This window comes from Collimonas sp., from assembly GCF_039923675.1.
In the GTDB taxonomy this organism is placed as follows: domain Bacteria; phylum Pseudomonadota; class Gammaproteobacteria; order Burkholderiales; family Burkholderiaceae_D; genus Collimonas.
This window is the reverse complement of record NZ_JBDTCG010000095.1, coordinates 1-18,733: the sequence shown is the minus strand read 5'-3', so window position 1 is coordinate 18,733 and position 18,733 is coordinate 1. Positions and strand designations below refer to the sequence as shown.

Annotated in this window: 18 protein-coding genes and 1 pseudogene; 5 read left to right on the top strand and 14 right to left on the bottom strand. The window is 57.4% G+C overall.

Translation table 11 applies throughout. From position 1 onward, the window contains the following. Positions 1-6 precede the first annotated feature (6 nt). The 4 genes from ABI171_RS20515 (at position 7) to ABI171_RS20500 (ending at position 3,029) form a co-directional block, all read left to right on the top strand. Positions 7-936, top strand: coding sequence for an ornithine cyclodeaminase family protein (locus ABI171_RS20515; RefSeq protein ID WP_348094420.1), 930 nt, complete (start codon positions 7-9; stop codon positions 934-936). Between the two features lie 147 nt (positions 937-1,083). Beyond that, positions 1,084-1,755, top strand: coding sequence for a MarC family protein (locus ABI171_RS20510; RefSeq protein WP_348094419.1), 672 nt, complete (start codon positions 1,084-1,086; stop codon positions 1,753-1,755). Between the two features lie 67 nt (positions 1,756-1,822). Then, a complete protein-coding gene (locus ABI171_RS20505) occupies positions 1,823-1,972 on the top strand; it encodes an entericidin A/B family lipoprotein (protein WP_348094418.1) in 150 nt (49 codons plus the stop codon). 340 nt (positions 1,973-2,312) lie between these two features. Next, a complete protein-coding gene (locus ABI171_RS20500; protein ID WP_348094417.1) occupies positions 2,313-3,029 on the top strand; it encodes a hypothetical protein in 717 nt (238 codons plus the stop codon). A 96-nt stretch (positions 3,030-3,125) separates the two neighbouring features. Here ABI171_RS20500 and ABI171_RS20495 read toward each other — a convergent pair whose 3' ends face one another. From ABI171_RS20495 to ABI171_RS20455, 9 genes are all read right to left on the bottom strand, one after another. Further along, a complete protein-coding gene (locus tag ABI171_RS20495) occupies positions 3,126-3,365 on the bottom strand; it encodes a hypothetical protein (RefSeq protein ID WP_348094416.1) in 240 nt (79 codons plus the stop codon). Between the two features lie 346 nt (positions 3,366-3,711). Beyond that, positions 3,712-4,653: a cupin-like domain-containing protein gene (locus tag ABI171_RS20490; protein ID WP_348094415.1), complete on the bottom strand. Its 942-nt coding sequence runs from the start codon at positions 4,651-4,653 to the stop codon at positions 3,712-3,714. Positions 4,654-4,705: 52 nt separating this feature from the next. Continuing rightward, on the bottom strand, positions 4,706-5,470 hold the full coding sequence (locus ABI171_RS20485; protein WP_348094414.1) for an enoyl-CoA hydratase: 765 nt from the start codon (positions 5,468-5,470) through the stop codon (positions 4,706-4,708). 79 nt (positions 5,471-5,549) lie between these two features. Further along, positions 5,550-6,746 (bottom strand): acetyl-CoA C-acyltransferase, encoded by a 1,197-nt coding sequence (locus tag ABI171_RS20480; RefSeq protein WP_348094413.1) that lies wholly within the window; start codon positions 6,744-6,746, stop codon positions 5,550-5,552. Between the two features lie 13 nt (positions 6,747-6,759). Then, the gene (locus ABI171_RS20475; protein WP_348094412.1) at positions 6,760-9,159 is read right to left on the bottom strand and encodes a 3-hydroxyacyl-CoA dehydrogenase NAD-binding domain-containing protein; all 2,400 of its coding nucleotides are present in this window, start codon (positions 9,157-9,159) and stop codon (positions 6,760-6,762) included. A 72-nt stretch (positions 9,160-9,231) separates the two neighbouring features. Then, on the bottom strand, positions 9,232-11,022 hold the full coding sequence (locus ABI171_RS20470) for an acyl-CoA dehydrogenase C-terminal domain-containing protein (RefSeq protein ID WP_348094411.1): 1,791 nt from the start codon (positions 11,020-11,022) through the stop codon (positions 9,232-9,234). 22 nt (positions 11,023-11,044) lie between these two features. Further along, positions 11,045-11,722 carry a TetR/AcrR family transcriptional regulator gene (locus tag ABI171_RS20465; protein WP_348094540.1) on the bottom strand — a complete coding sequence of 226 codons (678 nt, stop codon included), beginning with the start codon at positions 11,720-11,722 and terminating at the stop codon, positions 11,045-11,047. Positions 11,723-12,092: 370 nt separating this feature from the next. Continuing rightward, positions 12,093-12,479 (bottom strand): RNA-binding S4 domain-containing protein, encoded by a 387-nt coding sequence (locus tag ABI171_RS20460; RefSeq protein WP_348094410.1) that lies wholly within the window; start codon positions 12,477-12,479, stop codon positions 12,093-12,095. Between the two features lie 21 nt (positions 12,480-12,500). Then, complete coding sequence (locus tag ABI171_RS20455; protein WP_348094409.1) at positions 12,501-13,238, bottom strand: Nif3-like dinuclear metal center hexameric protein; 738 nt, start codon at positions 13,236-13,238, stop codon at positions 12,501-12,503. Positions 13,239-13,306: 68 nt separating this feature from the next. On the opposite strand from ABI171_RS20455, the gene ABI171_RS20450 reads away from it, so the two are divergent. Beyond that, positions 13,307-14,473 (top strand): Do family serine endopeptidase, encoded by a 1,167-nt coding sequence (locus ABI171_RS20450; protein ID WP_348094408.1) that lies wholly within the window; start codon positions 13,307-13,309, stop codon positions 14,471-14,473. A gap of 34 nt (positions 14,474-14,507) precedes the next feature. Here ABI171_RS20450 and ABI171_RS20445 read toward each other — a convergent pair whose 3' ends face one another. The 5 genes and pseudogenes from ABI171_RS20445 to ABI171_RS20425 form a co-directional block, all read right to left on the bottom strand. After that, entirely contained in the window at positions 14,508-15,947 is a 1,440-nt protein-coding gene (locus ABI171_RS20445; protein ID WP_348094407.1) for a DHA2 family efflux MFS transporter permease subunit, read from the bottom strand. 158 nt (positions 15,948-16,105) lie between these two features. Continuing rightward, on the bottom strand, positions 16,106-16,516 hold the full coding sequence (locus ABI171_RS20440; RefSeq protein WP_348094406.1) for a hypothetical protein: 411 nt from the start codon (positions 16,514-16,516) through the stop codon (positions 16,106-16,108). 49 nt (positions 16,517-16,565) lie between these two features. Continuing rightward, positions 16,566-16,823 carry a PAAR domain-containing protein gene (locus ABI171_RS20435; protein WP_348094405.1) on the bottom strand — a complete coding sequence of 86 codons (258 nt, stop codon included), beginning with the start codon at positions 16,821-16,823 and terminating at the stop codon, positions 16,566-16,568. Between the two features lie 101 nt (positions 16,824-16,924). After that, positions 16,925-18,403, bottom strand: coding sequence for an ankyrin repeat domain-containing protein (locus ABI171_RS20430; RefSeq protein WP_348094404.1), 1,479 nt, complete (start codon positions 18,401-18,403; stop codon positions 16,925-16,927). Between the two features lie 121 nt (positions 18,404-18,524). Further along, positions 18,525-18,733, bottom strand: a pseudogene (locus tag ABI171_RS20425) (hypothetical protein); the annotation flags it as partial.

Genomic DNA, 18,733 nt, shown 5'->3' with positions numbered 1-18,733 from the left:
AACATCATGAAACTGATCACCAACCAGCAAGTCGCGGAACTGATAAACACCAGCGACGCAATCGAAGCCATGCACCAGGCTTTCCAAGGCATAGGCCAAGGCGCCCAGCAAGCGCGCATGCGCACCAGCGCCGCTGGCGGCAATGGTCCCATCATGATGTCCAGCATGGGGGCGCTACTGCCAGCCGCCGGCATCGCCGGCTACAAGGTCTACACCACCATCAACGGCAAGTTCCACTTTGTCACCGTGCTGTTCTCCACCGAAGACGGACGGCCGCTGGCGACGATTGAATCCGATACCATGACCGGCTTGCGCACCGCCGCCGCAACCGCCGTTGCAGCCGACCATCTGGCCAATCAGGACGTCGCCACGCTGTCAGTCATCGGCACCGGGGTCCAGGCGCATTCACACGTGCCGGCTCTGCTGGCAGTGCGCCAGTTCAAGGAAATCCTGATCGCCGGCCGCAGCGGCCAGCAGCAGTTTGCCGAACAAATCGCCCAGCAAACCGGCGTACCGGCGCGCGCCGTGAGTATCGACGAAGCGGCACAGTCCGGCGACGTGGTAGTGACCGTGACCCGTTCGGCAGAGCCGCTGTTTTCCGGCGACTTGCTGAAGCCGGGCGCTTTCGTCGCCGCCGTGGGCGCCAGTAAAGGCAACCTGCGCGAACTCGACGACCGCGCAATCGCCCGCGCCAACGCGCTGGTGGTGGAATGGAAACCGCAGGCGCAGCAGGAGGCAGGCGACCTGTTGCTGTGCCAGCCCGGCACTTTCGCTTGGGATCAGGTCTGGGAGCTGGGACAGATTGTCGACGGCAGCAGCGGCTACCAGCGCCAAGCGCAGGATCTGGTGATCTACAAGGCGATTGGCGTCGGCGTTGAAGACATTGCTCTGTCCGGCCTGGTCTATCGCCGCGCCTGCGAACGTTTCGGCTGGTAATGCCCATATAACCTTGCGTGCAACAAGGCATTGCCGGTCATTGCTTGCAGCCGTCATGCCTGCGGTCTAGAATCGGGCTCTCGCTTCAGTTGGCGCTATTACCGCATGCGCCTGAAGCCAATGCACGATTACTGACGACAAGCACACATGGAATTCCACTTACTCAGCTTCATGAAGACGGTGCTCTTTGTGCTCGCAGCGCTATTGCCGATCATGAACCCGCCAGGCGGCGCGCCGATTTTCCACTCGCTGACCATCACCGCATCCGACGCCACCCGCAATTCGCTGGCGCGCCGGGTCGCCATCAATTCCTTCCTGCTTCTGGTCGGCGGCATGTTTATCGGCACTCACGTGCTGGCGTTCTTTGGCTTGTCGCTGCCGGTAGTGAAGGTAGCCGGTGGCCTGCTGGTGGTGGCCACCTCCTGGAAAATGCTGAATTCCGATGAAATGCCGAAAGGCGAAGCAGTGCCGGAATCGCTCTGGACCGAAGAACTGGCCTCAAAAAAGGCGTTCTATCCGCTGGCGTTTCCACTCACGGTGGGACCCGGTTCGATCTCGGTCGCCATCACCCTCGGCGCCGGCGTCCGCGTGCCCAACGTACCGCTACCGCTATCGCTGGTGGCCGCCGTGGCCGGCCTCGCGCTGGCGGCGCTGGCGGTCTACCTGAGCAACCGCTTTGCAGGGGTATTGATTCGCCTGCTGGGTGATACCGGCACCACCGTCATGCAGCGCATGACCTCGTTCATCTTGCTCTGCATCGGGGTACAGATCCTGTGGGACGGCGTCAGCGGCCTCTTGATGATATGGCAAGCGCATTGATTTAAGCGTGGACAAAGCGGGCGCTGATGATAATATTATTGCCTCACCAACCCACTCGGAGAACACAATGTTCAAGAAAGTCATGGTAATCGCAGCGATGTTTGGCATGTTCGGCGCAATATCTGCTTGCAACACGGTATCAGGCATGGGGAAGGATGTGCAGACTGGCGGTGAAAAGGTGCAGGATGCCGCGCAGGATGTGCAAAAGAAAATGTAATTCCGGGCGGGTCGACATGGAGTCGAGCAGCATTACCGGTCGCTCCGTGCCGCCCCCCCCCATTCCAGCAATATTTAGCAGCACAGAGCCGCCTGTTCACCCAGACTACCGCTAGCCAACAGAAACGCTCGCACCACCGATCAGTTTGCCCTCCCATATTCTGTTAAACAATCCTGCACGGCGACCGACATTTCACCCACGATAAAAGTAGGGTGGGCGATAACGATTTTATGTGTAACGCGTGGTCTGCAGTCAGGGTAGTGCTGCGAGCAGCCAGCCTCATCTCCCAGGCGTGCAATCGGCTTGACCCGACGTCGTATGCCGGCGTGTGAAAGAAAAAATGACCAACATCGACTTACCCTTTCGCGCAACAACCGAGCAGGCTTGCCACTGGCTTGCACAGCAAACCGGCGAGCCATGGACATTGGCGCGCATGATAGAAAACGGCTTGATCCCTTATGTTTGGCTGGACTATGACGCCGACTATCCGGAGCTCTTCGGCGATGCGAACGGCGGTTATCCAGCGCCGATTTTTTTTGAAAGCGACACCAGACGTCTCGCCGCCGGAAGCGAAGATGTGCTCATCACGATCACCAAAGACGTTTATAAAATAGTGGCGCAGCTCAAGCCGCCAGGTTTTCGCAGGGCTCTGCATGAGTTGCGTTTTCTGAAGAAGGATCTGGAGCGCATGCCAGGCAAGCTAAAGCGCGAGGCCGAAGCCAAATCCGAACCAGTCAAAATTGAAGCAGCAATGGAAGCACAGACCGGCATCAACAAAGAGCAGGTGCTGATGGCATTTTCCAGCCTGGTGAAAATTGATTTGGCGCAGGCCCTTAGTGATGGCGGCGGGATATTCGGCGATGAAGGTGCAAGGGTTAAAGGCAGCGCTAAAAAGGCAAAAAACAAGGCCGTGTGGAATCCGGTCACCTTGGCGCTGGGATTAAACGATGTGTACCGGGTGCCGATACCGCATCTGAAAAGAGCTTTCCATGCGCATGACTTTTTGTACGCATGGACTACGGAATGGAATCATTCTCTAGCGCTGCTGGGAAAATAAGACGTCTATGTTCTAGTCACTCACTCCGGCCGCCCGAACGAAGTTTTGCGAAACACTATCGGCAAATAAATCTTCTCGTTTCATTGTCGGCGGCCGCTATCTGTTGTTGAGACCGCTGACTATCAGACCCAGCCCAAATTCAAAGGCCACATCAGGATCGATGGGATTAATCGCCGGGTCGACAACTATGACAACGAGCGGTGGCCGCTGGCCGTGCGTAATGGCCGGCAGGCACTGCTGCGCACGGACTTCGATACGCGCTTTGGCATAGAAACCAAAGCCAACCGGGATTTTTTCCCGGATCTGCTTGATTCCGGTGCTTTGCTGCTGCGGCACCGCTATCAGAACGCAGATATGTCATCTCCAAGCAATCAGCCGGAGTTGATTACTCACCTCCCTCACGCCTGGATCCGGCGTAACGGCCAACAGATCACGACGCTAGATCTCTTCGGCGACAGCTATGTGTTGCTGGCCGGCCCAAAGGCTACAGTGCTGGCATCGAGCCATCCATACCTGAACCCAGGTACACCCGCCGTTTATGTCGTCGACAGGGATTTCGAATTCGTTGATGCCGAGGACAACTGGCGCACGCTGACGAGCCTGTCCGATGACGGCGTTGTGACTGTAGGCCAGATGGATTTGTCCTGCTTCGCTCGGTTCCGCGCCGAGGGGTTCGAACAACTTAGCCGGTCTGCAGCGACGCGTCTCCGTTCAATGCCAATGGCAACGCCCTGGCCCATCGGTTGGCCGACAGCGAAAAAGTCAACGCCCGAACCTGGTGGTACCACCCGGCCGGTACATACAGCAGCTCACCGGGTTGCATGATGCATTCGATCATTGCTGCCTGGCGCGCAAGTGGAAACTTCTCGAAATCCGGCGCCTCGGGGTCAAACGGCGAACCGAACAGGATGGCGTTCGCCTCACGGGGATAAAGGAATTCGTCGTGGTGAGGGGGCGCCAGGAAAATACGTTTGGTACCCCAGATCTGCGCAAAAATATTGTCGTCATAGTCGCAATGCAGCGGGGTCACTGTTCCGGAGGGACCGAGCCAAAAGCGAGGCGGACCCATTTTTTTAAAATAGGCTGGCCAGTAACACAGCGTATTCAATTCACGCATTTCCAGATTGCCCAGATACGGTGGCAGGTCTTGCGCGTTATCAGCAACGAGCTCAAGGTACGCCAGCAGCGACATATCCTGCATCGCCCGGTCAGCCGCGAAAGCGGTATTGACATAGTCACCCACCCTCGCGCGCACGTGCAGCTCGCCAAAGCGGTCGCGCAGCGTTTGTGGCGTGAGAGCAGACAACGGCCATTTGCCGACGAGGCCGGTGATGACAAATGGCAGGCCTTCTGCTGCACACATGCGAAACGCCGCAGCGTCGAGCTTACCCATGCGTGGCACTGCGGAAATGCTCGGGAGCTCACGCGCAGCACACCTTATCGCTTCACGCATTTCCTGTATTGAAGTGACGCCGCGAACCAGCGCATCCTTTCGCTCTCGTTCCTGCTTTTTGGCAATGGCGTCTTCAGGCGACATGGACGTCGATGACGGTCGGGGCGGCAATAATCGCGACGATAGAGGTATCTCTCGTCGCTCTTGATTGCCGGCTGCCGGATTTTTCATATTTCCTTTTCTATGGCAGTACGGATTTACGTTTTAACGGTAAGAAAACCGATCAGCAAAACTTGCTGAAATCAGGCTTACGCCGCTCAAAGAACGCAGTAAATGCCTCAGCCGCCTCGGGCGCTTTCAGCATCGCCCCGAAATGCTCGATCTCCTGCGCCATCCGCGCTTCCACCGCAGCGGTCTGGTCGCCCTTCATCAAACGCTTGGTGATGCGGATCGACGCCGCCGGCAACGCCACCAGCTTGGCTGCCTGCGCCTGCGCAAACGCCAACAGTTCTTCAGCAGGCAATACCTTGTTGACCAGGCCCATGGCGGCGGCTTCTTCCGCCGTAAAGGCTTCACCCAGCAACAACTTTTCGGCAGCGCGCTGATAGCCGGCGATTTGCGGCAAGATCAGGCTCGACGCAGCTTCCGGGCACAAACCCAGTTGCGTGAAGGGCATCGAAAAACGCGCATTATCGGCCGCGTAAACCAGGTCGCAATGCATCAGCAAGGTAGTGCCGATGCCGACCGCCGGACCAGCAACGGCGGCTACCATCGGCTTGCCGGCGTGGCTGATCTGGTGCAGAAACTGGAACACCGGGCTGTCAGTGCCGGTCGGTCGGTTCTTCATGAAATCTTCGAGATCGTTGCCGGCGCTGAAGATCTGCGGCTTGCCGATAAACAGGATGGCCCGTACCGCCGTATCTGTCTCCGCATCTTTCAAGGCATCGACCATGGTCTGGTACATGGCGGCGGTAATTGCATTCTTCTTTTCAAGACGGTTGAACTCGATCGTCAGGATGCCGTTTTCCTTGCTGGTCAATATGTCCATTTGCTGCTCCGATGTTGAAAAGCCGCACGGCGGATAGCTGTGCGGCTTTTGTTATTGACGACTGCTTATGACAATCTAATTACATGCGTTCAAAAATACCTGCGGCGCCCATGCCTGTACCGACGCACATGGTGACCATGCCGTACTTCTGGTTGCGGCGGCGGATGCCGTGGATAGCAGTAGCGGCACGGATCGCGCCGGTTGCGCCCAGCGGATGGCCCAGGGCGATCGCGCCGCCCAGCGGGTTGACCTTCGATGGATCCAAACCGAGATCCTGGATTACCGCCAGCGCTTGCGCTGCAAATGCTTCATTCAATTCGATCCAATCCAGCTGGTCCTGGGTGATCCCGGCGGCGCGCAGCGCTGCCGGGATCGCTTCTTTAGGACCAATACCCATGATTTCCGGCGGTACGCCGCGTACCGCGAACGAAACAAAGCGCGCCAGCGGCGTCAGGTTGAATTCTTTCAGGATCTTTTCGCTGACCAGGATCAACGCGCCGGCGCCGTCCGACGTCTGCGAGCTGTTGCCTGCGGTGACACTGCCTTTGGCGGCGAACACGGCCTTCAGCTTGCCCAGGGTTTCCATGGACGACTCGGCGCGCGCGCCTTCGTCACGGTTAACGCTGCGGGTCTTCAGGTCGATCTGGCCGGTGGCCAGGTTCGGGATGCGCTCGATGATGTCGAAGGGCGTGGTTTCGTCATTGAACTCGCCAGCCAGCTGGCCGGCGATGGCGCGGCGGTGGGACTCCACGGAAAACGCATCTTGCGCTTCACGCGACACTTTCCACTGCTGCGCCACTTTTTCCGCAGTCAGGCCCATACCGTAGGCCATGCCGACATTTTCATCCTTGAACACGTCCATGTTGACCGAAGGATGGAAACCCATCATCGGCACCATCGACATCGACTCGGCGCCGCCGGCGATCATCACATCAGCCTGGCCGACGCGGATACGGTCGGCCGCCATAGCGATCGCAGTGATACCCGATGCGCAATAGCGATTGACGGTGACGCCGCCGATGGTGTTCGGCAAGCCGGCCAGCAGCACGGCGTTACGCGCCATGTTCAGGCCTTGCGCGCCTTCAGGGAAAGAACAGCCGATGATGGCGTCTTCGATCAGTTTGGGATCCAGGCCAGGCACTTGCGCCACGGCGGACTGGATTGCGCGCACCAGCAGATCGTCCGGACGGGTGTTCTTGAACATGCCGCGCGGCGCCTTGCCGATTGGAGTCCGGGTAGCGGAAACGATATACGCTTCTTGAAGTTGTTTGCTCATTTTTTACTCCTAATTAGTTGCGCACTGGTTTGCCGGTTTGCATCATGCCCATGATCCGCTCTTGCGTCTTAGGGTTGTTGAGCAGTTCGACGAACGCCTTGCGCTCCAGGTCCAGCAGCCATTGTTCATTCACCACGCTGTTGTCGTTCACTTCGCCACCGCAAACGATGTTGGCGATCATGTGGCCCAGTTTGTAGTCGTGTGCGGAGATGAAACCGCCGTCACGCATGTTGACCAGCTGCGCCAGGATAGTGGCGATGCCGTTGCGGCCGATGACCGGGATCTGCGCCTTCAGCGGTGGGCGATAACCTGCGTCGAACATGGCGCGCGCTTCAACCTTTGCCACGTGCAGCAATTCGTAGGCATTGAAGACGATCACGTCGTCGGCTTTCAGGTAGCCCATGCTCTTCGCTTGCAAGGCCGATTTCGAGACATTGGCAGTCGCCGCGTTCAAGAAAGACGTTTTCAGGAATTGCAGGATGTCGTTGCCCTTGGCGTCGTTGGCTGCACGTACCGCCGCTTCCTTCAAACCGCCGCCGGCAGGGATCAGACCGACGCCGACTTCCACCAGGCCGATATACGATTCGATCGAAGCAACCCGCTTGGCCGTATGCAAAGCCAGCTCGCAACCGCCGCCCAGCGCCAGACCGGCCACTGCTGCAACCACCGGAACGCTGGCGTACTTGAGACCCATGAACGCTTGCTGCAATTCCGCCACCATCGGTTCGATCGCCTTGGCGCCGCCCGACATGAACAACGGCAGCATCGATTGCAGATCGGCGCCAGCCGAGAACGCGCCGCCTTCAGCTGCATCCGAATGCCACAGCACGAGGCCCTTGAAATTCTTTTCTGCTTCCGCAACCGCCTTGTTCAAACCGGCGATCACTCCAGGTCCGATCACGTGCATCTTGGTCTTGAACGACAGGACCAGCACGTCGTCATTCTGATGCCATGCACGTACCGAGTCATCTTCAAACACGGTGGTGCCGGCAGTCTTGCCATCGGCCACGCCTTCACCCAGCAACGGTGCGCGGAATACCTGGCGCTCGTAGACCGGCAAGGTGGAACGGGCGACATTGGCTTTCTTCGCTGGCGAGTAGGAACCGTCGGCAGCGTGGACACCGGTGCGGCCGTCGAATACCCAGGCTGGCAGCGGTGCATTGCACAGCGCCTTGCCGGCATCGATGTCTTCCTTGACCCAGCCGGCGATCTGCTGCCAGTCGGCGGCTTGCCAGATTTCGAACGGGCCCACGCTCCAGCCGAAGCCCCAGCGCATGGCGAAATCGATGTCGCGCGCGTTGTCGGCAATCGATTCCATGTGCACCGCGATGTAGTGGAAACCGTCGCGGAAGATCGACCACAGGAACTGTGCTTGCGGATTGGTCGATTCACGCAGTGTCTTCATGCGTTTGACCGGATCCTTGTCTTTCAGGATGCGCGCCACCAGTTCGTCGGCCTTGCCGCCGGCGCTCACGTATTCAATTTTGGAGTCGCCCTTCGCGGCGTCGATGCGCAGGATGTCCTTGCCGACTTTCTTGTAGAAACCGGCGCCGGATTTTTGACCCAGCGCACCCTGCTCGACCAGCTTGGCCAGCAGCGGCGGCGTCGCGTACACGCCATAGAACGGGTCGTCCTTCAGCGTATCCTGCATGGTCTTGATCACATGACCCATGGTGTCCAGACCCACCACGTCGGCGGTACGGAAAGTACCCGACTTGGCCCGGCCCAGCTTGGCGCCGGTCAGATCGTCAACCACATCAACCGACAGGCCGAATTTTTCAGCCTGATGAACAGTCGACAAGATGCCGAACACGCCCACGCGGTTAGCGATGAAGTTAGGGGTATCTTTAGCGCGGACCACGCCCTTGCCCAGCGTGGTCGCCAGGAAACCTTCCAGCTGATCGAGGATCTCTGGCTTGGTGGTCGCGGTCGGGATCAGTTCAACCAGATGCATATAGCGCGGCGGATTGAAGAAGTGGACGCCGCAGAAGCGTGCTTTCAGTTCCGTGTCGAAACCTTCCGACAAGGCGGTGATCGACAGGCCGGAAGTGTTGGAAGCGAAAATCGCGTTCGGCGCAATGTGCGGCGCAACCTTCTTGTACAGGTCGTGCTTCCAGTCCATGCGCTCGGCGATCGCTTCGATGATCAGGTCGCAACCGGCCAGCACTTCCAGGTTGTCTTCGTAGTTGGCGACTTCGATCAGTGCAGCGTCATCCTTGTTGCCCAGCGGCGCAGGGCTGAGTTTTTTCAGGTTTTCGATGGCGCGCTGGACGATGCCGTTTTTCGGGCCTTCCTTGGCTGGCAGATCGAAAAGCACCACCTGTACCTTAGCGTTCAGGCAGTGGGCAGCGATTTGCGCACCCATCACGCCGGCGCCGAGAACGGCGACTTTTTTAACGATGAAATTCGACACTTGTATCTCCTTGGTCAGTCGGTTGGGAGCGTGGACCCGGCAGGTTCAAGCCTGGTCCACTCTACGGCTAAATTAGAACAAATCCGCGTCCAGCGCCATCAGGCTGCCCGAACCGGAGCGTGCCTGACGAATCAACATTGCTGTTTCCGGCAGCAGGCGGGCGAAATAGAAACGTGCTGTCGCCAGCTTGGAAACATAGAACTTGTCACCTGAATCTTGCTTGGCCAGTGCGATCTTTGCCATTTGCGCAAAGAAGTAGGCATACACCAGATGACCGACTACGCGCAGGTAAGGCACTGCTGCCGCGCCGGCTTCGTCAGGATTCTGGAAAGCCTTCATGCCGATTTCCATGGTCAGCTTGCTGACCTTGTCGCCCAGATCCGCCAGCGGCGTGATGAATTCCGACAGCGATTCGTCAGCGCCGTTCTCTTCAATGAACGCTTGTACCTTGGCGCCGAATTTCTTCAGCTTGGCGCCGTTGTCCATCAACACCTTGCGGCCCAACAGATCCAGCGACTGGATGGTGTTGGTGCCTTCATAAATCATATTGATGCGGGCATCGCGAACATACTGCTCCATGCCCCATTCGGCGATGAAACCGTGGCCACCGTACACTTGCATGCATTCCGAAGTCGCCACCCAGGCGTTGTCGGTGATGAATGCCTTGACCACTGGCGTCAACAAAGCGACTTCATCAGCCGCGTCCTTGCGTACTGCTTCATCCGGATGGTTCAGTTCCTTGTCCAGTTGCAGGGCGACATAAGAGCAGAATGCGCGCGCGCCTTCAGCATACGCTTTTGCCGTCAACAACATGCGGCGCACGTCAGGATGGACGATGATCGGGTCGGCAGGCTTGTCAGGCGCCTTGATGCCCGACAGGCTGCGCATCTGGATGCGGTCTTTTGCATACACCAGCGCGTTTTGGTAAGCCACTTCAGTCAAACCCAGGCCTTGCATGCCGACGCCGAGACGGGCCGCATTCATGAACACGAACATCGCGTTCAAACCCTTGTGCGGGCCGCCGATGAGCCAGCCGGTGGCGCCGTCAAGGTTCATCTGGCAAGTCGAGTTGCCGTGGATGCCCATTTTTTCTTCGATCGCGCCACAGGTGATCGGATTGCGCGCACCCAGCGTGCCGTCTGCATTCGGCAGGAATTTCGGCACCAGGAACAGCGAAATACCCTTCGAACCTTCCGGCGCGCCTGGCAAACGCGCCAGCACCAGATGCAGGATGTTGGCCGACATATCGTGTTCGCCGGCCGAAATGAAAATCTTGCTGCCGGTGATCTTGTAGGAACCGTCGTCTTGCGGCTCGGCCTTCGAACGCAACATGCCCAGATCGGTGCCGCAATGCGATTCGGTCAGGCACATGGTGCCGGTCCACTCGCCGGATACCAGCTTCGGCAGGTACATTGCTTGCAGTTCAGGTGTGCCGTGGGCGTGCAGGCACTCATAGGCGCCGTGCGACAAGCCCGGGTACATGGTCCAGGCCTGGTTGGCCGAGTTCATCATTTCGTAGAACGAATTGTTGATCACCAGCGGCAAGCCCTGGCCACCGTATTCCGGATCGCAAGACAGCGAAGGCCAGCCGGCTTCAACGTACTGCTTGTAGGCCTCCTTGAAGCCTTTCGGTGCGGTCACAGTATGCGTGGCCTTGTCGTGATGACAGCCTTCGCGATCACCGGAATGGTTCAGCGGGAACAGCACCTGGGAAGTGAACTTGCCGCCCTCTTCCAGCACTTGATTGATGATGTCCGCATCGATTTCAGCGTGCTTCGGCAACTGCTTCAGCTCATCTTCTACATGCAGCAACTCGTGCATGACGAATTGCATATCCCGCAACGGCGCGACGTATTGACCCATGGTGCTCTCCTGATGATTAACTTTATTGGATTGATCTGGCTGCCGTTTTGGCAGCGATTTTTTGATTCGTTTTCTGATTCTCTGATGAAGACTTTTTAGCCGCCAGCGGCTGCGCATTGCGATAACTGTCGATCAAGCGGTCAAAGCCTTTTTGCGCACGCTCGACACTGCCGGCTTTCTTGAGAAAGCGTGCGTCATGATGCAAGCCCAGGATCAGGCCGTACATCTCATAGACCAGCTGGTCGGCGTCGGTGTCGGCGTTCAGATGGCCGGCCTCGACTGCTTGCAATGCGCAACGATGCAAGGCCAGTTGCCAGGTGCGCACCATGGTCACCAGCTGCTCGCGGATTTCGCCCGGCCGGTCGTCGTACTCGACCGCGCCGCTGATATAGATGCAACCAGAGGCGATTTCAATCGTCACCTGCCGGATCCAGCGCCCAAACATGCACTCCAGACGCGGCAAGCCACGCGCTTCCTTGATACTTGGATAGAACACTTCCTGTTCGAACTGGCGGTGATACAGCTTGACCACTTCGATCTGCAAGTCTTCACGCGAACCGAAATGGGCGAACACGCCGGATTTGCTCATGTTCATCTTTTCAGCCAGCAAACCGATGGTCAGGCCTTCGAGACCGTCGCGGCTCGCCAGCGTGATGGCGACATCCAGGATCGCTGCGCGCGTCATTTCGCCTTTACGCATGAATTTTGGCGGCGTGTCAGTGTGTGCCACGATAGTCCTGTCTCTGCCTGGTTGGCTTTAGTTAGCTTTGGTTACGAGCGGCGCCTGTCCGCTTTGGCATGGTCGGATTACCCATGTCGGCAAGAATGCGAACGCTCGTACTATTATGCACCAGAATCGAAATGTCAAACAGCGACTTAGAGGGGCGGTTCTACCGAGAGCCCCCTCGAATTTGGTCGGGAGTTTATTTGCGCGGTTTGGGTCCGATGGCGAACGTGGCGCTCCATCATTGGTGAAGCGCCACTACCGCTGGGAAAACGCTCTGGACAGCTCCACGCTACCGGGAAATCAGCGTGAAAGCGATGTCAGAGCGCTATTGAAAATTGGCGCACTAGGATTGTGTTTTATCCAACAAACGACGGTCGCGTTTGGTGGGACGGCCCTTGATGGCCATGGTCGGTTCCTTGAAGAATTTCCGGTCCTCGGCGACCACGCCGCGCTTGGCCACGCTTTGCTCGGTTTCCCGGTACAGCGTTTGCGCGATCGCGGCGGCGCTGCGCGTGTCAGACAGCAACAGCACCTCGACTTCCCAGACGCTGGCGCCATTATCGATCGCCAGGATGTCGCCTGTTTTGAGGTTGCGCGCCGGCTTGACGCGCTCGTCGCTCAACTTCACCTTGCCGTTATCGACCGCATCGCCGGCCAGCGTGCGAGTCTTGAAAAAACGTGCCGCCCACAGCCATTTGTCGATTCTTACCGTTTCTACTGTTTTACTCATGCTTGAATTCTGGCTTGGCCATCAAACCGGGTTGTCGATATCGATAAATTGATGCTGCAGGCCGAAGCGCTCGGCCAGATGCTGCCCCAGCGCCTGTACCCCGTAGCGCTCGGTGGCATGATGTCCTGCCGCAAGGTAAGCCACGCCGCTTTCACGCGCCAGATGCACGGTCGGCTCGGAAATCTCGCCGCTGATGTAGACGCCGGCGCCAGCGGCAATCGCGTCGCCCAGCATGTTTTGTGCGGCGCCGGTGCACCAGGCGATGCTTGCCAACGGCTGGGCCGGATCGCCGATCAGTACCGGTACGCGCTTCAAGCAGCGCTCGATCACGGCGGCGAGATCGCCCACCGTCTTTACCAGCGGATCGGTGACGCTGCCCAACCAGCCAAGCTGATCGTCGCCGAAGCGCCCGCTCGGGGTGAGGCCCAATTGCCGCGCCAGCTGCACGTTGTTGCCGAATTCGGGATGGGCATCCAGCGGCAAATGGTAGGCGAACAGGTTGATATCATGTGTTAACAGCAATTTCAGGCGTTTGTGTTTGGTGCCGATAACCCGCGCATCTTCGCCCCGCCAGAAATAGCCGTGGTGCACCAGGATCGCATCGGCCCCGGCATCCTGGGCCGCCTCCAGCAAAGCCTGGCTGGCAGTGACGCCCGTCACCAGCCGCTTAATTTCAGCGCGTCCTTCCACCTGCAAGCCATTTGGACAATAATCACGGAACTGTATAATGTTTAATGCTTCGGCAAGATACTTTGCCATGTCGTTACGGCTTACCGACTGCCGACCTACGATTTCCTCGATTTTTGATCTCACTCTAAGACTCCACTATGCGACGTTTCTGGCTGTTATTTGCACAAACCGTAACCATCGGTTTAGCGATCCTGTTCATTGTAACGACCTTGAAGCCGGATTGGCTAAACGGTTCGCTGACCAGCTCGCGCCTGCATATCGCCGCCTCCAAGGTGCCGCTGCAGGAAGCCGCTCCCGGTACGGTCGCGCCGAGTTCCTATCGCCAGGCTTCACAGCGGGCGATGCCGTCGGTAGTGAATATTTTTACCAGCAAGGACGCCAAGCCCCCCAGCCCGGAAGTGCTTGAAGACCCGCTGCTGCGCAAATTTTTCGGCGATCGCGGCGACGATACGGATGACAAGCAGTCCAGCCTGGGTTCCGGCGTCATCGTCAGTTCGCAAGGCTATATCCTGACCAATAACCATGTGGTCGAGTCGGCCGACGAAATCGAAGTGGCGCTGGCCGACGGCCGCACCACCACCGCCAAGGTAGTCGGCACCGATCCGGAAACCGACTTGGCGGTGATCAAGATCGACCTGCCTAACCTGCCGGCAATCACTCTCGGCCGGGCGGATGAAGCCAGCGTAGGCGATGTGGTGCTGGCGATCGGCAATCCGTTCGGTGTCGGCCAGACTGTCACCATGGGGATTATTTCCGCCCTCGGCCGCAGCCATCTCGGCATCAACCAGTTTGAAAACTTCATCCAGACCGACGCCGCCATCAATCCCGGCAATTCCGGCGGCGCGCTGATCGACACCAACGGCAACCTGCTGGGCATCAACACGGCCATCTATTCGCGTACCGGCGGCTCGTTAGGGATCGGTTTTGCCGTCCCCATGACGACCGCGAAAACCGTGATGGAATCGATCATCAACACCGGCCACATGGTGCGCGGCTATATCGGCGTCGAACCGCAGGACATCACGCCGGAGCTGGCGGAAAGCTTCGGCCTGACGCGCAAGACCGGCGCCATCATCGCCGGCGTCATCAAGAGCGGCCCGGCCGACAAGGCCGGTTTGAAACCTGGCGACATCCTGGTGGCGATCGAAGGCAAACCGATCACCGACAGCACCGACATGACCAATTTGATCGCGCAACTGGCGCCTGGCAGCAAGGCCAAACTGACGATACTGCGCAAGACCCAGGAAACCACGGTGGAAGCCGTCATCGGCAAGCGGCCACCGATGAAACGTGAAGCGGAATAACAACCGTGGGCCGGATTAGTTACGCTAATCCGGCCTAAGCCTGTCCAGCCGCACCCCCTGCAACCTGGCTTGCCACCGACTTCAGCAAAACAACGCTCAGCAGCGCCGCCACCGTGGCGAATATCGCCCCACCCAGGAACGCCAGTTGATAGCCGCGGTTGAGCGCAGCAGCCTCTCTCCATCCGAGCGCCAGCAAACTGCCGCTACGCGCATCGGCAAGGCTGGCCAGCAGCGCCAGCCCGAGCGCGCCGCCCATCATGAACGATGTATTGACGACGCCGGAAGCCAACCCGGATTCACTTGGCGCCACTTCACTCATCGCCGCCAGCAACATGGGATTGAAGGCAATTCCTGCGCCCAGGCCGAGCAGCAGCATGCCCGGCAACACATCGGCCACGAAGTTGCCATCCACCGGCGCCCGCGCAAACAAGGCCAGGCCGACAGCCGCCACTAACAAGCCGGTCGCCAGCGGCAGGCGGATGCCGAAATGCATGACCAGCTTCGCGGACAGACCGAGTGAAAAGACCGCCATGATCAGGTTGGCCGGCAAGAAAGCCAGGCCGACCTGCAACGGCCGGTAGCCCAGCACGCGCTGCAGGTATAGTGCGGAAATGAAAAACCAGGCAAACATCGCCGCCGCCCACAATACGCCGACAACATTGGCGACTACCACGCTGCGCAAGCGAAACAGCGCCAGCGGCACCAGCGGCACCTTGACCCGCGCTTCGATGCCGAGAAACAGGATCAGCAGCGCCACCGCGGCCAGCAGCATGACGATAGTCTGGGTCGAGCCCCAGCCGGCTTCATTGCCATTGACGATCGCATACACGGCGAGCATCAGCGCGATGGTGATGCTCGCCGCGCCGGCCACATCCAGCTTGTGATGGCTCTCTGCGCCACGACCCGCCGGCAGCAGCCTGGCGCACAGTGCGTAGACCGCAATTCCGATCGGCAGGTTGACCAGGAAAATCCAGTGCCAGCTCAAAGCGCTGGTCAGCAGGCCACCCAGCAGCACGCCGATGCTGCCGCCGCCGGCGCAGACAAAACCGTACACGCCCATCGCCTTGGCGCGTTCGGCAGGCTCGATGAACAGGTTCATGATGAGCGACAGCGAGACGGCGGAAACAACGGCGCCGCCCAGGCCCTGCACCGCCCGCGCACACACCAGCAATACTTGCGAATTGGCCAGGCCGCACGCCAGCGAAGCCAGCGTGAACAAGGTAATCCCGAGCAGGAACATGCGCCGGTGGCCGAACAGGTCGCCCAACCGGCCGCCGAGCAGCAGGAAGCCGCCGAAGGTCAGCATGTAAGCATTGACCACCCATACCAGTGAGGTCTCGGTAAACCTGAGGTCGGCGGCGATCGAGGGCAGTGCGACATTGACGATGGTGGTGTCGAGCACGATCATCAACACACCGAGGCAGAGCACTATCAGGGCCGACCAGCGTTGGCGGTCATCGATACCATGGGTCATGATAAAGTCTCCGGTGAGGCGCCGTCAGGCTTAGGGCGCTTTTTAAAATATTAGCATGGGAATTACATGAGATTTTGAGCGGGTCGGCGGCCTGTTCTGCATTGCCCCTACCGGAACGACTACGACACACAGCAAGCGACGCTGCGGATTGCAAGGTGTCAGGTTACGGTCTTGATTTTATTGGCGGGAATTGTTTTGGAGCGCGTTGTAGAGTCGGTACCGCGCTTTTCTTTTTCCTGCTGGGCGGCATGCAGCATTTGTTTGGCCGCATGCTTGACGAAATGCGGTACATCACTCAATTCGGCAACGAAATTCTGCAAAAAATAAACGCCGGCAATACCCGATGTATTGTTGGAGCGGAGAAAATCGCAAAAATCTGCCAGCGGCATCGGTGCATGCTCTTCAACTATCCTGTCACGCCAGGCTTGCGCCATCTTTAACCCGATGTCCTTGCCACCGCTGGTTCCATCATCGAGATTTTTACGGGATTCCTTTCCGCAGCGTCTGAGTTTAACCACCCAGCGCATATACCTGATCGCCGTCTTTTCGGCACACCGGATACCAATCATTTCCGGCGCATGCCTGATTCGCTTCTGTTTCAGATTACAACTCCCTCAGTTACAGCGACGAAATCAGTGTCGCGCCGCAGGCAGTCGGATCATCGTGATAAGCCACCGCCTTGCCGTGATGCTTGCGTGTGCTGTTCGCCGGCAAAATGGCGAACTGGCCTTTGCACTGCGGACAATCCGTCATATGGCCTTCCAGCGCAACCGCTATGCCCATCGCTTTAAAATTGTCGCTGGCAGTGATGACTTCGCCGCCATGCGACGTTTTATCGCCCAGGCGAATCACGCCGCGTCCGTTTTCGTCTTTCATTCATCAACCCTTTAAGATACTTACTAAATCTATTTCGTCACGCCAACGTCCCTAATATAAACAGAGCCAGATGCATGAGCTCGAAATCGATTATTTGCTGCTCACTCTTGGCAGACTGCTCTGTTGTCAGCAATGGAACAACGCAGTTTCACGCCGTAATATTCGACTACCGCCGATCCGTCATTTAGCTTAATAGACAGATCATCTTGAATACGAGAGCTTGTCGACAGCGTGCCGAATCCTGGGCAATCATTATCTGGTGATATATATCCGGGGCTTGGGGCACCGAGATTCTGCATAAAGCGTAGCGATGATAGCCTGTCACTTACCTCCTTGATGCAAGCGTTCAAATCGCTTTGTGCCATCCAATGTGCTTGTTCTTTCGTATCACCGCCAGCTTCGACAAGCAATTTGCGTATATCACCCCTCCTGCTAATACCAAGCGCACTAAGTCCTTGCATGTTTTTATCTGCGATGCGACTGCCGGCCTTGATCAACGCCCGAGTCGCATCAAGATTGCCCCGCATTGAAGCCAAAATTAATGCGGTGTCTCCATTGCTATCCTTTAGATGGACGTCTGCGCCGCTTTTTATCAGTACGTTCAACGCATCACCGTTACCATCAGGTTGTGCGGCAATCAGCATAAGAGCAGTGAATCCTTGAGCGTCTTGCGCATTGAGATTGGTGTTTGCGTTTATCACAGCATGTAAAACAGATGGATCGCCATTCATTGCTGCTGCCATAAGCGCAGTTTCGCCTTCGTTATTGCTAATATTGGCATCGGCCTTAGCTTTAACCAACTCATGCAGTCCCGTCACAGTTGCTTGGTGCCCAATTTTAGTTTGACCTATTATGGATATTTGCCGCCAATTGGCTGCCATTATGAAGGCAGTATCCCCTTTCGTATTTTTGGAATTGATATTGGCGCCTTTCTCTAGCAGCAATGAAAGTAGTTCAGCGTTATTTTTTTTACCAAGGCCTGGAGCTTTGCTTATTACATCATCGCCAACCATCAGCGATGAAAATCCGTTTTCGCGACGTTGTCGATTGGCCTCCTTCAATATTTCTTGGGCTACATTTGTTCCTGCGGTGTCTCTTTGCTCAGTATCTTTTTGTTCTTTTAAATCAAAAATTAATGTGTAATCTTCGGCTAGCTCCCGAGCATCACCGGCGGCCAACATCAACGGGGTATTGCCAGCAATATCCTTTGCATTTACGTCACTTCCAGCAGCTAACAACATATTGGCCAATTCAACGCTACTACCGCGACCAACGGCAAGCATGAGTGCCGTTGGTCCCTGGCGAGACTGTTTCTTAACATCGGCTCCGGCTGCCAAAAGTAACTTGACCACGTCTGCACGATCTTGCGCGGCGGCTACCATCAATCCCGTAACACCATCCTCGCCGGCGATGTCGACCTTGTCGCTCTTCTTGAGCGCGGCTTCTATGTCATCTGCTTGGCCAAACTTACAGAGTTGCAGAAACGCTGTGGCTCGCTCGCCACTGGACTGACATCCGGCAATTAATAGTGCACCGCATATCAGCGCTGAAAAGAATATTCGGTTATATGTATGTCGCATAGAGCATTATTCCTACAAGAAAAATTACCAGGTACCTAGTGATACATATATCCGGCATTGGAACTGGCCGAAGTCCAAAATACTGAAACGGGTCTTAAACTATCAATCATTCTTTCGTCAATCAAACTTTGGGTGGTACATCTTCCGCCCAAAGTGAAGCGTTGATAGCTCCTTCTTTCTGACCGCGCCAGTTGTCGATTTCCCTTTTCGGATCGTAGGGGTAGTCGTGTCGCTCTTGTGCAAGAGCGGTTTCGGCCCAACCGACAGGGGTGTCGCCACGCGGCTGGTTGTAGATGTCGTCAGCAGCAACCACGCTGACTTGTTCCACTG